General features: G+C 71.8%; 10 protein-coding genes. 5 read left to right on the forward strand and 5 right to left on the reverse strand.

The features are described 5' to 3' along the window. Window positions 1-10: 10 nt before the first annotated feature. On the reverse strand, window positions 11-1,966 hold the full coding sequence (locus EFE23_RS14760) for an elongation factor G (RefSeq protein ID WP_123241499.1): 1,956 nt from the start codon (window positions 1,964-1,966) through the stop codon (window positions 11-13). A gap of 264 nt (window positions 1,967-2,230) precedes the next feature. Between EFE23_RS14760 and EFE23_RS14765 the strand changes: the two genes are divergently transcribed. Continuing rightward, on the forward strand, window positions 2,231-3,313 hold the full coding sequence (locus EFE23_RS14765; RefSeq protein WP_123241500.1) for a cellulose binding domain-containing protein: 1,083 nt from the start codon (window positions 2,231-2,233) through the stop codon (window positions 3,311-3,313). A gap of 54 nt (window positions 3,314-3,367) precedes the next feature. Here the strand turns inward: EFE23_RS14765 and EFE23_RS14770 are convergent, their stop codons facing one another. Continuing rightward, on the reverse strand, window positions 3,368-4,438 hold the full coding sequence (locus tag EFE23_RS14770) for a glycoside hydrolase family 53 protein (RefSeq protein WP_123241501.1): 1,071 nt from the start codon (window positions 4,436-4,438) through the stop codon (window positions 3,368-3,370). 395 nt (window positions 4,439-4,833) lie between these two features. Here EFE23_RS14770 and EFE23_RS14775 point away from each other — a divergent pair, with 395 nt between their 5' ends. The 3 genes from EFE23_RS14775 (at window position 4,834) to EFE23_RS14785 (ending at window position 7,683) form a co-directional block, all read left to right on the forward strand. After that, window positions 4,834-5,931: a CapA family protein gene (locus tag EFE23_RS14775; protein ID WP_199737078.1), complete on the forward strand. Its 1,098-nt coding sequence runs from the start codon at window positions 4,834-4,836 to the stop codon at window positions 5,929-5,931. 70 nt (window positions 5,932-6,001) lie between these two features. Next, window positions 6,002-6,943 carry an ATP-binding cassette domain-containing protein gene (locus tag EFE23_RS14780; RefSeq protein ID WP_123241503.1) on the forward strand — a complete coding sequence of 314 codons (942 nt, stop codon included), beginning with the start codon at window positions 6,002-6,004 and terminating at the stop codon, window positions 6,941-6,943. Then, window positions 6,940-7,683, forward strand: a complete 744-nt coding sequence (locus EFE23_RS14785; protein WP_123241504.1) for an ABC transporter permease — start codon at window positions 6,940-6,942, stop codon at window positions 7,681-7,683. Before EFE23_RS14780 ends, EFE23_RS14785 begins: the two co-directional genes overlap by 4 nt. Here EFE23_RS14785 and EFE23_RS14790 read toward each other — a convergent pair. From EFE23_RS14790 to EFE23_RS14800, 3 genes are all read right to left on the reverse strand, one after another. Then, on the reverse strand, window positions 7,667-10,807 hold the full coding sequence (locus EFE23_RS14790; protein WP_123241505.1) for an ATP-binding protein: 3,141 nt from the start codon (window positions 10,805-10,807) through the stop codon (window positions 7,667-7,669). The two genes, EFE23_RS14785 and EFE23_RS14790, sit on opposite strands and share 17 nt — an antisense overlap. 158 nt (window positions 10,808-10,965) lie before the next feature. Then, entirely contained in the window at window positions 10,966-11,244 is a 279-nt protein-coding gene (locus tag EFE23_RS14795) for a hypothetical protein (protein ID WP_123241506.1), read from the reverse strand. A 144-nt stretch (window positions 11,245-11,388) separates the two neighbouring features. Continuing rightward, window positions 11,389-11,973, reverse strand: a complete 585-nt coding sequence (locus tag EFE23_RS14800) for a TetR/AcrR family transcriptional regulator (RefSeq protein ID WP_233600988.1) — start codon at window positions 11,971-11,973, stop codon at window positions 11,389-11,391. 134 nt (window positions 11,974-12,107) lie between these two features. On the opposite strand from EFE23_RS14800, the gene EFE23_RS14805 reads away from it, so the two are divergent. After that, entirely contained in the window at window positions 12,108-13,298 is a 1,191-nt protein-coding gene (locus tag EFE23_RS14805) for a thiolase family protein (protein ID WP_123241512.1), read from the forward strand. Window positions 13,299-13,428: the final 130 nt, after the last annotated feature.

Raw genomic sequence — 13,428 nt, forward strand, 5'->3', positions numbered from 1 at the left:
CCGGCCCGGTCTACCGCGGTACGGCCCGGAACCACGCCTCCCGGTCAGCCGGGTCGGGTCCGCGCCGGTACACCGTCGGTGGGTCCGCACCGGCGACCGACGCGTAGTGGTCGAAGTCGGTGGTCAGGACGGCCTCGCCCCCGGTGAGGTCGGGAAGAGCGGCGACGAGCTGCGGCACCCGCGAGGACGGCAGGGTGCCGCCCACCTCGAGGTACCCGCCGGCGGCGGCGGTGTCGTGGACCACCGCGCCCAGCCGGCCGAGCAGCGCCAGCACCGTCTCCACGGTGTGCTGCGGAAGGTTGACCTCGAACCGCTCGATCGGCTGGCACACCCGGGTACCGGCCCGACGCAGCGCCGCGGCGACCACGACCGGGGCGAGATTGCGGAAGTCCGCCGCCACCGTCGAGATCGACTTGTCGAACTTCTGGTGTGGCCTGCTCTGCCGGGGCCAGTACTGGGAGGACGTCATGGTGACCGTGCAGTCGGTGACCGGCCAGCCGTGCGGTCCCTGCCGAAGCGCCGCCCGCACGCCCTCCTCGGTGGCGGCGACGAATGCCGGCGGCAGTCGGCCTGGTTCGACCCCGGGACGGAAGTCGATGCCGTGCCCGACCGGGGCGGCCGCGATCCGCAGCCCGAGCCCGGCCAGGTACGGGTTGCCGCGCTCGTGCACCCGCTCCTCAGCGGCTCCGGTGCCGGCCACCCGTTCGATGCAGGCCGTCAGCGTTCCGGAGAACCGCACCCGGACGCCGTACCGGTCCGCCATCAGGGCGGCGAGCACCTCCTTCTGGACCTCGCCGTGCAACCGGATCACCGCCTGCGCCTGCTGCTCGTCGAGCCGCAGGTCCACCAGCGGATCCTCGTCAGCCAGCTCGGCCAGGCCGGCGAACATCGCCAGGCGCTGGTCCGGGTCGACGGGCTCCACCAGCGCCTGCCTGGTGGGCGGCGGGAACCGGTAGACGTGCCGCCGCGGCGGGTCCCCGATGTGCTGGCCGATCCGGGCCGACAGCCCGCGCACCGCGGCGATCTGGCCGGCGGCCACCGAGGGGCGCACCAGGACGCCGGCGGGCTCGATGACGGCGATCTGGGTCACCGTCTGCGGGCGGGGTCCGCCGAGCCGCACCCGATCCCGTACCCGGAGGCTCCCGGACCACACCCGCAGCCAGGCACGCCGGCCATGGCCGTCCCGGTCGACGGCGAAGACCGTACCCGTCAGTGGACCGTCCCGCTCCGGGCCGCGCGGCAACAGCTGGGCGAGAAGGTGGCAGAGCTGCCGTACGCCGGCCCCGGTGATGGCCGAGCCGCACGCCACCGGGGTGAGCTCGGCGCGGCGCACCGCGTTCCGGATCGCCCGCCGGACGTCGCGGACGCGGACCGGCTCGTCCGTCAGCCACCGCGCCGCTACCGCGTCGTCGACCTCCGCCACCGCCTCCACCACCGGTTCGGTGTCGAGGCCGACGGCGCGCACCCGGGCGTCGGGCCCGCCCTGGCCGGTGACCGCGGTGAGGATGACCGGGCGCGCCCCGAGCCGCTGGCGTACCTGGGTCGTCACCCGGTCGACGTCGGCACCCCGGCGGTCCACCTTGTTGAGGAAGAGCACCGTCGGTACGCCGATGCGGCGCAGCGCCCGCCAGATGGCGACGGTCTGCGGCTGCACGCCCTCCACACTCGACAGCACGAGCACGGCGGCATCCAGCACGGCCAGCGACCGCTCGACCTCCGCGATGAAATCGGGGTGGCCGGGGGTGTCCAGCAGGTTGATGGTCAGATCGCCGATGGCGATCGACGTGACGGCCGCCCGGATGGTGATGCCGCGCCGGCGCTCCAGCTCCATCGAGTCGGTGCGCGTCGTGCCGGCGTCGACGCTCCCCGGCTGGGAAACGGCACCGGCCTCGTAGAGCAGGCGTTCGGTCAGGCTGGTCTTGCCAGCGTCAACATGGGCGACGATTCCAAGGTTCAACAACGCCAAGGCAGAGCTCCACGGTAGGACGGTCAAGGGTCCGAAGCGTGGAAGCTGCTCGCATTGTCACTCCTCGTCGCGGTCGTTGCGGACGTATGCCCTCCCCGGTGGCGTACCGCGGCGAGCGGTCTCCAGCCTCACACCGGCCGCCGCGAGGGCGCCACCGAATTCGGCGTCTCGATGGCGCGTGGGGTGGTGCGGCGCAATCTCCGGCACCGACCTTCATATCGATAATCTTGATTTGATATTGCCCGGTTGCTACCGTCCGGCGTTATGACGGTGTCGAGACGAGTGGCTCTGACCGGGGTGGCCGTCAGCGCGGTGGTCCTCGCGGTGACGACCCCGATGATGGCCGGTAGCGCAGCAACCGTTCCCCCGTCGGCGGGCGGGTGCAGCGCCACGGCACACATCGACTCGGCGTGGGGCAGCGGGCCGACCGGCGGCGAGATCGTCACCGTCACGGTCGTCAACACGTCGGCGAAGGCCGCCGCGACCTGGACGGTGAGCTGGACGCTCGGAAGCGGGCAGCGAATCGTGTCGGCCTGGAACGCGACGGTCTCCACGTCGGGCAGCACGGCTACCGCGGTCAACGCGGGTTACAACGGGTCGCTGAACCCGGGCGCGTCGACGACGTTCGGCATGCAGCTCGCCGGCACCGGCCCGGCGCCGGTGCTCAGCTGCGGCAACGACGCCGCGCCGCCGGCATCCGGGTCGCCGAGCGTGACACCGCCAGCCGGTGCCGACGTGGCGGTCACCGCGGCCGACAACGGCACCACGATCACCCTCTTCGTCGGGCAGACCCTCGGCGTCGCCCTGCCCGCCGACTACCGGCCGCCCACGGTCTCCGGCGTGGCTCTGGCGCAGCAGTCCAGCACCGGCGGGTACCCGACCGGGCAGCCGGTCTCGGCGTTGTACCGCGCGGTCGCAGCCGGCACCTCGGACCTGACCTCGCAGACCGACAACGCGTGTCACTACACCACGCCGCCGTGCGCGGCACCGGTGGCGCTGTGGCTGGTGCACGTCAACGTCCTCTCGGCCCCGAGCGGTACCGGGCAGACCGTCACCGTCACGCAGACCGACAACGCGCGCACCGTCGCGCTGCGCGTCGGCGACACCCTGGAGGTCAGCCTGCCGAGCATGTACACGCCGCCCACCGTCGCGCCGAGCGGTCCCCTGGTCCGCAGCGACCTCACCGGCGGCTACCCGACCGGCCAACCCCTGCTCGTCCGCTACGTGGCCGTCGCGGCCGGCCAGGCCGACGTCTCGACGATCAGCGACGGGGGGTGTCTCCACCTGCCGACACCTTGCCCCTCGCCCCAGGTGAGGTGGGTGGTGCACGTGACGGTCACGGCCTGACCCCCGCTCGGCGCTGGACCTGCTCGGCACGATGGTGGGCCGGAACGTGGCCGGTCACGGCGTCCAGCGCACGCCCGGGTTCACCCGGCCGGACCAGTCGAAGAGGGCCATGTTGTCCCACTGGTTCCCGGTGCCGTTGATGTTGGCCGGGTCCCAGCCGTTACCGCTGATGGCGTACCAGGTCGGCTCCCAGTAGAAGACACCGATGGCCCCCGCGTTGCGGGCTGTGTTCTGGACCCAGTCGAACTCCTGCGCCTGCCCCGACCAACTCGCGCTGATGCCGTCACAGGTCGCGTCGCCGACGGAGTTCGGCTCGCTGTCCGCATTGTTCCGGGTGAAGGGATACGCGGTCTCCACGATGACGACCGGCTTGCCGTAGCGGCCACGCAGGTCGACGATGTTGTTGTAGAGGTTCGACAGGGTCCCGTGCCACATGCAGTAGTACGACAGGGCGGTGATGTCCCACTGCACGCCCTGGGCGCGGATGCCGTCGTAGAACCATCGGGCGTTGGCGTTGCTGTCGGCGTCGGCGGTGTGGATCATCACCGGAATGCCGCTGCCGCACGCCTTGGTCGCGTTGTAGCCCTGCTTCAGCAGGCTGGCCAGCGGAGCGAAGTTGTTGTTGACGACCTTGCCCTCGTCCCACAGCATTCCGACGTTGATCTCGTTGCCGATCTGGACACTGTCCGGTGTGGTGCCCTGCCAGCTGAGGCTGGAGCAGACGTCGTAGGTGAAGTTGTACACGTCGGTTCGAAGCTGGCTGAGGCTGTGGCCGGCCCAGGCGGTCGGCTTGTACTGCTTGCCGGGGTCGGCCCAGGTGTCGGAGTAGTGGAAGTCGATGAGCACCTTGAGGCCCTTCGCCTTGGCGGCCCTCGCCTGGGCCAACACCCTGGTCTTGTTGTTGTAGCCGCTGGCCGGGTTGTTCCAGACGCGCAGCCGGACGTAGTTGACGCCGACGGACTTCAGGATGTCCAGCGGGTCGCGGGCGACACCGCCGGCGTCGTAGTACTTCGCGCTCAGGTCCAGGCTGCGCTGCAGGGAGGAGACGTCAGCGCCCAGCATGCTGAGGGTGTTCGCGGCGGAGGCGGGCGCGGGCATGCCGCCGAGCGCGGCGGAGAGGGCCATGATGCCGGCCGTGACAGCCCGGATCAGGGCCCTGCGGCGATGGCGGAGTGTGGACGGAGTTGTTTTCACGGCGCTCCTTCTCACAATGAGGGACGGGTCGGGAAGGAACCGAGCCGGATGGTCTCCCCATTGATCCCATCCGCGGGCTGCCGGACGGTCGTCGACCCCGGGTCGCGCAGCGGGAGCGAAACCGGCTGCCGCCGACTCGCACGCCCTCAAGCACACCACCGTAGGGCCAGGATCGCGACCCCAGCACGCTCAGCATCTGGGAAGTGAGGCGGGACCGGCAGCCCGACGACCCGCCCGGGCGGCTGACGGGTCACCCACCACGGGGCGGCTGACGGGCCGCGACGCCGGACCGCGGGGCGCCGCCTGGAGCGCGTACCCTGGGCCGCGTGATCCGCAGGAGGGCGCTTACCTCGCTGGCGGCGCTGACGGCGATCGTGGTCGGCCTCGGTCCGGGTGGCTGCGCCGCCGGACCGGCCGCCTCGGCGCCGGTCTGGCACGGGGCCACGCCGGGTCCGACGTCGCGCGCCACCGGCACCGCGACGCCTGAGCCGCCCGCCGGGGTCGAGGTGCGGCTGGCCTTCGCCGGTGACGTCCATTTCACCGGCCGTACCCTGCGCCTGCTCGACGATCCGGAGACGGCCTTCGGGGCGATCGCGCCGACGCTACGCGACGCCGACGTCACGCTGCTGAACCTGGAGACGGCGGTGACCGACCGGGGCACCCCCCAGCCGAAGACGTACCACTTCCGGGCGCCGAAGACCGCCTTCGCGGCGCTGCGCGCAGCCGGGGTCGACGCGGTGTCGATCGCCAACAACCACATCCTGGACTACGGGCGGCAGGGGCTCTCGGACACCCTGGACGCCGCGAGGGAAGCCCGGTACCCGGTGTTCGGCGCGGGCCGCGACACCGACGCCGCGTATGCGCCGTGGCTCACCACCGTACGGGGGCTGCGGATCGCGGTGCTCGGCATGTCACAGGTGCACGACCTGGCCGGGTCGTGGCGGGCGACGGACACCCGGTCGGGGGTGGCGATGGCGTTCGATCCCGCCCGGGCCGCCGCCGCGGTGCGTTCGGCGCGGGAGCAGGCCGACCTGGTCATCGTCTTCATGCACTGGGGCGTGGAGGGCAATTCGTGCCCCAGTGGAGAGATGAGGACGTTCGCCCGACGGCTGTCCGAGGCCGGCGCCGACATCGTGGTCGGCGCGCACGCGCACACGCTGCTCGCCGGCGGCTGGCTGGGCCAGACCTACGTGCACTACGGACTGGGCAACTTCCTCTGGTACGGCAGTTCGCACAGCACGGACTCCGGCGTGCTGACCCTGACCGTGCGCGACCGGGCGGTGGTCGACCGCCGGTTCGTTCCGGCGACGGTCTCCGGCAATGGCCAGCCGGTGCCGGTCACCGGGGTTGGCAAGCAGCGCATCCTCGACAAGCTCGCCACCGCACAGCGGTGCACCGGCTTGGCGGCACAACGCCTCAGCTAGCGGCCCGTGTCAGTCGTGGCGTCAGGGGCGTGTCAGGGGGGTGACAGGCCGGCTCCCGACAGTTGGCCGCATGACAACCTCAGCGATCGCGGCCTCGGGACTGCGTAAGGCGTACAAGGACAAGGTCGTGCTCGACGGCATCGATCTTGATGTCCCAGCGGGAACGGTGTTCTCCCTGCTCGGCCCGAACGGGGCGGGTAAGACGACGACGGTGAACGTGCTGACCACGTTGATGAGAGCCGACGGTGGGACGGCCCGGGTCGCCGGCCATGACGTCGTGACCGAGGCCAGGGCGGTGCGCGCGGCCATCGGCGTCACCGGCCAGTTCGCGGCGGTGGACGAGTTGCTGACGGGGCGGGAGAACCTGCAGCTGATGGCGGACCTGCACCGGGTCCCCGGCGACGGCGGCAAGCGGATCGTCGCGGAGCTGCTGGAACGCTTCGATCTGATGGAGTCGGCGCAGCAGCCCGCGTCGACCTACTCCGGGGGTATGCGCCGGAAGCTCGACCTCGCGATGACGCTCGTCGGCAACCCGAGGATCATCTTCCTGGACGAGCCAACGACCGGGCTGGACCCGCGCAGCCGCCGCACCATGTGGTCGATCATCCGTGACCTCGTCGCCGAGGGCGTGACCATCTTCCTCACCACCCAGTACCTCGAGGAAGCCGACCAGCTCGCCGACCGCATCGCGGTGCTCGACCAGGGTCGCCTGGTCGCGCAGGGCACTCCCGACGAGCTCAAACGCCAGATCCCCGGCACCCACGTCCGGCTCCGCTTCACCACCGCCGCCGAACTCGACGCGGCCGCCCGGGTCCTCGCCGACTCGAAGCGGGACGACGAGGCACTGGTGCTGCGGCTGCCCAGCGATGGCGGCACGACGTCGCTGCGGGCGCTGCTGGACCGGCTCGACGAGTACTCGATCAGCGCCGAAGGGTTCTCCGTGCACACGCCCGACCTCGATGACGTCTTTCTCGCCCTGACGGGCCACACCACGGAGGTGGTCGCGAAATGAAGTCCCCGTCGATCGTGATGCTGCGCCGCAACTTCAAGCACATCGCCCGGAACCCGACCACGGTGTTCAACGCGGTCCTGATGCCGGTCGTGGTTATGTTGATGTTCGTCTACGTGTTCGGTGACGCGTTCAGCGTCGGCGTCGACTACGTCGACTACGCGACGCCGGGCCTGCTCCTGCTGGCCGTCTGCTACGGGCTGGGGTCCGTGGCGGTGTCCGTGAATTCCGACGTGACCAAGGGCATCATCAACCGGTTCAAGGTCATGGACGTCCCGCGCAGCGCGGTGCTGACCGGTCACGTCATCGCCAGTGTGCTGACCAACCTGCTCGCCGTCGCGGCGATCATCGGGGTCGCCTTCGCGCTGGGATTCAACCCGTCGGCGGGTTTCCTCGAGTGGCTCGGCGTGATCGGTGTCGTCGTACTGCTCAGCTTCGCGGCCGGCTGGCTCACGATCGCCATGGGACTGGCGGCGAAGTCCCCGGAGACGGCGGGTCTGGCCGCGGTGCCGCTGGTCATGCTCCCGTTCTTCAGCAGTGCGATCGCGCCGACGGACAAGATGGGCCCCGGCGTCCGGGAATTCGCGGAGTACCAGCCCTTCACGCCGATCATCGAAACGTTGCGCGGGCTGCTCAACGGCGCGCCGGCCGCCGGCGACGTGATCCCGGCCCTCGCCTGGTGCGTCGGGGTCGCTCTCGTCGGGTACCTGTGGGCGTCCTCCGCGTTCACGAAGCGAGCGTGACGGCGACCAGCTCGGTCCAGCTGGCCTGCGCCCCCTCCTGTGTCGCCTCGGTGAACCGCGTGTCACCGAGGCGGCGCCGCGCGTCCTGCTCGATCCGCACCACGTCCGGTTGGGAACGGTCCGGCAGGCCACGCATGGCGGCGCTCGCCGCGAGCAGCCGCGCGGCTTGCTCGTACCGCTGTTGACGCAGCGCCAGGTCCGCCATCCCGACGAGCAGCCGGGCGATCGCGAGTACGTGCCCCGACTCGGACACCGCCTGGAACGCCGCGGCGCGGTGCTTGCGGGCCTCGTCGACATCCTCGGCAAGGTAGCCGAGCAGGTCCTGTGCCACCGCACGCATGCTCGGCCGCTCGGCGGCGCTGCCCAGCATGGCTGTCGCCACGTCGAGTTGCCGGTGGGCCTGCTCGGCGTCGCCGCTCCAGCGGGCGAGTTCCGCCTTCGACAGGGCCAGCTCGGTCAGCGCCTCCGGCCAGGCGACCCGTTCCGCGTACCGCTGCGCCTCCGCCATGGCGGCCGCACTCGACTCCTCATCGCCCGACAGCCAGTACAACTGGGCCTGGCGGGACCGCATCCGCACGACATCCTCGATGGCGCCGACCTCGGTGACGACCGCGATCGCGTGTTCGTAGTGCTCGCACGCGCCGGCGAACTCGCCGCGCATGGCGATTCGATCGGCCAGCTCGGTCAGGGCGAACGACATCCCCCACCGTTCGCCGAGCGCGCGAAACTCGGTGAGCGCCGCCTCGAGGTACGCGTCCGCGTCCCGCCCTCCCCAGCCGAGCTGGATCCGCATCTTGCCGAGCTGCAGCCGGGCAACGGCGCGTACCCAGGGGTCCTCGTCGGTGAGCAGCGGTTCCCACGCGGGCAGGAACGCATCCGGCGTTCGCAGCATGCGTTCCAGCGCGGCGACGAGCGCCACCGCCGGGTGGCGGCGCTGGACCCGCTGGCTGATCTTGTGCACCTCCTGGATCCACTCCGCCGCCTGGTGCTGGTCACTCTCCCGCCCGGAGGTCAGGAATCCCGTGACGAACGCGTACACCACGGCCCGGATCTCGTCGGTCACCTCGCCGGGCACGGTGGTGGCCGCAATGATCAGCTCATGGCCCTCGGCTTTGTGCCCGCCGAGCCACCAGTACCAGCCGGCGGCAGCGGCGAGCCGCATCGCCCCGTCGGCCTCGCCGGCCGCGAGCGCACCGCGCATCGCAGCACTGATGTTGTCGTGCTCGACCTCAAGCGTGGCAAGCCAGTCCAGTTGTTCGGCACGGCGAAGGTGCGGCTCCGCGGTCTCGGCGAGGTCGGTGAAGTACGCGAGATGTGCCCGGCGCGCCAGGTCGGATTCGCCCGCCTCCGTGAGCCGTTGCCGGGCGTACTCCTTGATCGTGCCGAGCATCCGGTAGCGCGGCGCCCCCGTGCTCTCGGTGACCACCAGCGACTTGTCGGTCAAGGCAGTCAGCAACTCGAGCACCTCCCCCGCGTCGACGGCATCGCCCGCGCAGACCCGCTCGGCAGCTTCCAGGCTCGCACCACCGGAGAACACCGAGAGCCGGCGCAGGACCATCCGTTCGGCATCGGTGAGCAGTTCCCAGCTCCAGTCGACCACCGCGCGCAGCGTCCGGTGCCGCGGCAGCGCGGTACGGCTGCCACCGGTCAACAGTCGGAACCGGTCATCGAGCCGGTTGGCGAGGTGATCGAGGGACATGGTGCGCAACCTGGCCGCGGCGAGTTCGATCGCCAGGGGCATCCCGTCCAGCGCCCGGCAGACGCGCGCCATGGTCGACAACGTGCGGGCGTCGGTCGCGAGGTCCTTGCGCACCGCGCCGGCGCGGTCCCGCAGCAGGCGGATGGCCGGAGCGGACTCGATCTCGCCGGGGCCGGCGTCCGCCGCGGGTAGGGCCAACGGCGCGACCGGCCACAGTGCCTCACCGGTGATGCCGAGCGGTTCCCTGCTCGTGGCGAGGATCCGCAGCCGCTGGCACTCTCCGAGCACCCGATGGGCGAAGGTCGCCGCGGACTCGATCACGTGCTCGCAGTTGTCGAGGATCAGCAACATCGCCCGCTCGCGGACCGCCGCGATGACCCGATCCGTCGGTTCCGCGTCCGGTGCCTCGCCGAGCAGCGCGTCGCGCAGGGCGAGCGCCGCGAGCGTCGCTTGCGCCACGTCACCGTCGGCGCCGATGGCCGCGAGTTCGACCAGCCAGGCCCCGTCCGGCAGGTCGTCCAGCAGGGTGCGCGCGGTTTCCGTGGCCAGTCTGGTCTTACCCGTACCGCCCGGTCCGATCAGGGTGGTGAGCCGATTTTCGGCGACGAGTTCGCGGACCGCGGCGACTTCGGCGTCCTTGCCGACGAAGGTCGTCAGCTCGGCACGCACGTTGGTCTTCCGGATCTTCTCCCGCCGTACCAGCTCGCCCCGCAGCAGCGCGACGTGCAACGCCGACAGCTCCGGTGCGGGGTCGACGCCCAGCTCGTCGGCCAGGGTTTCCCTCATGCGCTCGTACACGAGCAGCGCCTCGGCGTCGCGACCGGACGCGACAAGGGCACGCATCAGCGCGGCGACCAGCCGTTCCCGCAGCGGATGCGCGGCCACCAGGTCGGTCAGTTCGGTGACCAGTTCCGCACCGTGGCCGAGGCTGATCTCCGCGTCGAACCGGTCCTCCATGGCTGTCAGGCGTAGCCGCTCGAGCCGGGTGACCGCCGCGTCGAGCGCGGCGCTCCCCGGCAAACCGACGTCCTGCATGGCCGCGCCGCGCCACAACGCGAGAGCCTCGCGCAGCCGCCGCAGCCGTTCCGGATCCTGGTCGTCGCGGGCGCGGGCGACGAGACGCTCGAACCGCACGGCGTCAACAGCGTCCGGTGCCACCCGCAACCGGTAGCCGTCCGCCTGCCCCTCGACCGACCCTTCCGGCAGCGCCTTGCGCAGCCGGGAGACCAAGCGTTGCAAGGCATTCGCCGCGTCGGAGGGCGGCTGTTCGCCCCAGATCCAGTCGACGAGCGTCGCCTTGGGGACTACGCGACCCGGTTCGAGTGCGAGGGCGACCAACAGCCCGCGCAGTCGGGCACCCGGCACGTCGGCCAGGGCGCCGTCGTCCGTGCGAACCTCGAACGGTCCGAGTATCCCGACCTTCACTCCGCAGATCCTGCCATGGGCGACGGACGGTCATACCAGCCGGCGACGCCGAGGTGGGGCGCGTCCGGGACAGCCAGCACTGCCCGCCGCTCGCCTCTGGTCGGCAGCCGTGGCCCCGATCAGCGGCGGGTCGCGGTTGGTCTCCTTCGCCGCATTTGCTAGAGCCTGACCCGTTCCGAGTGCATCCCGTCGACCATCTCGTGCCCCGGCAGGTTGGTGCAGTGCGAGCCTGGCTGGGCTCCGCGCACCGGGCACGGCCGCCACTCCTGCACCGGGCCGGCGTCGTGACCCAACATCATGGCGACTTCGCTGATCTCGTCAGCCAGTTCGTGCAGGCTCGGGTCGCGGTGCCGGACCGCAGCCTGGTGGATCTTCTGAACCGACTGTCGCGCCCGCTCAAGCAGGCGCCGTGCCGATGCGCCAGGGTCAGAGGACATGCGTGGCGGCTTCCCGGGAGCGTCGGACTGAAACCGGCCAACTCGGGACTGCCGGCGCAGGCGCACCGTCGACGCCGTCGGGCCGGATCACCTGCGTAGCCGACCCCGCCGGTGGCGGTCTCAGCCGCCATGACGAGTGACTGCTCAGCGGGGCGTGGCGGCGGCGAGCAGGTCATCGACGAGCTGGGTGGCGGCGGCGGACGCGGTGGCCGCGTCGGGGCGGGCGGCGCTCGCGTAGAGGCCCTCCACGATCAGCCAGATCCGGTCGGCGAGCTGTTCGGGGTTCGGCATGTCCAGCCGGGCGACGAGGTCGTCGATCTCGGCTCGGGTGTCGCGCAGGTAGTCGCGGGCCACCCGGGCGGGCTCGCCCTCGTCCTCGGGGAACTCGGTGAGGTACATCCGGAACGCGCAGCCACGGAAGTCCGGCCGGGTGGTGCTGGCGGCGATCTCCGCGACGAGCGCGCGCAGGCACGCCGCCGGATCGCCCCCGAGGCCCGCGGTGGCGGCCGCCGAGTCCCGGTCCCGCACCGCCCGGCAGGCCCGCAGGTACGCGGCCACCAGCTCGTCCTTGCTGGGGAAGTGGGTGTAGAGCAGGTTCTTGCCGCAGCCGGCCGCGCCGATCACCTGGTTCATCCCGACGGCCCGGACGCCGTGCCGGTAGAACAGGTCACCGGCCGTGCGAAGGATCCGTTCTCGGCTGCCCGGGGCGGCGCTGCGCGCCATGGCCATCCCCCCTCTCGTCTGGTGTGGCAAGGATAACGGACCGGTCGGTCCGCCAACGATTGACGGACGCGGCCTCGGCAAGCATGCTCGGACCAATCGGTCCCGGACCGGTTGGTCCGGATCAACTGGCAGGAGGCATGATGCGGGACGCGGTCATCGTCGAGGCGGTACGAACCCCGATCGGTAAGGCCAGGCGGGGCGCGTACCCCGAGGTCCACCCCGTCGAGCTGCACGCGCACGCGCTGCGCAGTCTCATCGCCCGGGTTCCCGGCCTCGACCCGGTCGAGATCGACGACGTGATCGGCGGTGCTGTCGGACAGGTCGGCGAGCAGAGCACCAACACCACCCGGCTCGCCGCCCTCGCCGCCGGATTCCCCGAGTCCGTGCCCGGGGTGACCGTGGACCGGCAGTGCGGCAGCAGCCAGCAGGCGCTGAGCTTCGCCGCCCAGGGCCTGATCGCCGCGGCGTACGACATCGTGGTCGCCTCCGGGGTGGAGTCGATGAGCCGAGTGCCCATCGGCAGCTCGGCCCTCGTCGACGGCGCGCGGGCCGACGTCGCCGGGCCGGGGGTCGCCGCCCGCTACCCCGGCGGGCTCATCCCGCAGGGCGTCAGCGCGGAGCTGATCGCCCGCAAGTGGGGACTGTCCCGCCTGCAGCTCGACGAGTACGCCGCCACCAGCCACCAGCGGGCCGCCGAGGCCTGGCGCCAGGGACACTTCGACAGCCAGGTCGCCCCGCTGCCCGGCATCGAGGTCGCCAGGGACGAGACCATCCGGCCCGGCACCACGGTGGACCGCCTCGCCGAGCTACCGCCGGCCTTCGCCGCCGCGCACTGGAGCACCCGCTTCGGCGAGATCGACTGGAAGGTCACCGCCGGCAACTCCAGCCCGCTCAACGACGGGTCGGCGGCACTGCTGCTCACCACCAGCGACACCGCCCGGCGACACGGCTGGCGCCCCCGGGCCCGGATCCACACCGCGACCGTCGTCGGGGACGACCCGATCCTCATGCTCACCGGCATCATCCCGGCCACCGCCAGGGTGCTCGCCCGGGCCGGCCTCACCCTCGCCGACATCGACGCGTTCGAGGTCAACGAAGCGTTCTCGTCGGTGGTGCTGGCCTGGCTCGTGGAGACCGGCGCCGACCCGGCAAAGGTGAACGTCGACGGCGGAGCCATCGCCCTGGGCCACCCGCTCGGGGCCAGCGGCGCCCGCCTGGCCACCACCCTGCTGCACGTGCTCGAACGCACCGGCGGCCGGTACGGCCTGCAGACCATGTGCGAGGCGGGCGGCACCGCCAACGCGACGATCATCGAGCGTCTCGACGCCTGATGGCCCGTCGGAGGCGAGCCGGTCGTCCCGGCCGGCTCGCGGCGCCCTGCTCGAGCGGGTGAGCCGGCGAGGCCCCCAGCGAGGGCTTGGCCGCGCCCGCACCTGCCGGCCCGCACGTCGAAGGAGCCGG

The sequence above is a fragment of the Micromonospora solifontis genome, assembly GCF_003725545.1.
Classification (GTDB): domain Bacteria; phylum Actinomycetota; class Actinomycetes; order Mycobacteriales; family Micromonosporaceae; genus Micromonospora; species Micromonospora solifontis.

What these genes read in the sequence shown, in the direction of transcription:
- EFE23_RS14785 (WP_123241504.1), top strand. Translation starts at nt 6,940, where the DNA reads ATGAAGTCCCCGTCGATCGTGATGCTGCGCCGCAACTTCAAGCACATC.
- EFE23_RS14765 (WP_123241500.1), top strand. Translation starts at nt 2,231, where the DNA reads ATGACGGTGTCGAGACGAGTGGCTCTGACCGGGGTGGCCGTCAGCGCG.
- EFE23_RS14805 (WP_123241512.1), top strand. Translation starts at nt 12,108, where the DNA reads ATGCGGGACGCGGTCATCGTCGAGGCGGTACGAACCCCGATCGGTAAG.
- EFE23_RS14795 (WP_123241506.1), bottom strand. Translation starts at nt 11,244, where the DNA reads ATGTCCTCTGACCCTGGCGCATCGGCACGGCGCCTGCTTGAGCGGGCG.
- EFE23_RS14800 (WP_233600988.1), bottom strand. Translation starts at nt 11,973, where the DNA reads ATGGCCATGGCGCGCAGCGCCGCCCCGGGCAGCCGAGAACGGATCCTT.
- EFE23_RS14780 (WP_123241503.1), top strand. Translation starts at nt 6,002, where the DNA reads ATGACAACCTCAGCGATCGCGGCCTCGGGACTGCGTAAGGCGTACAAG.
- EFE23_RS14770 (WP_123241501.1), bottom strand. Translation starts at nt 4,438, where the DNA reads ATGGCCCTCTCCGCCGCGCTCGGCGGCATGCCCGCGCCCGCCTCCGCC.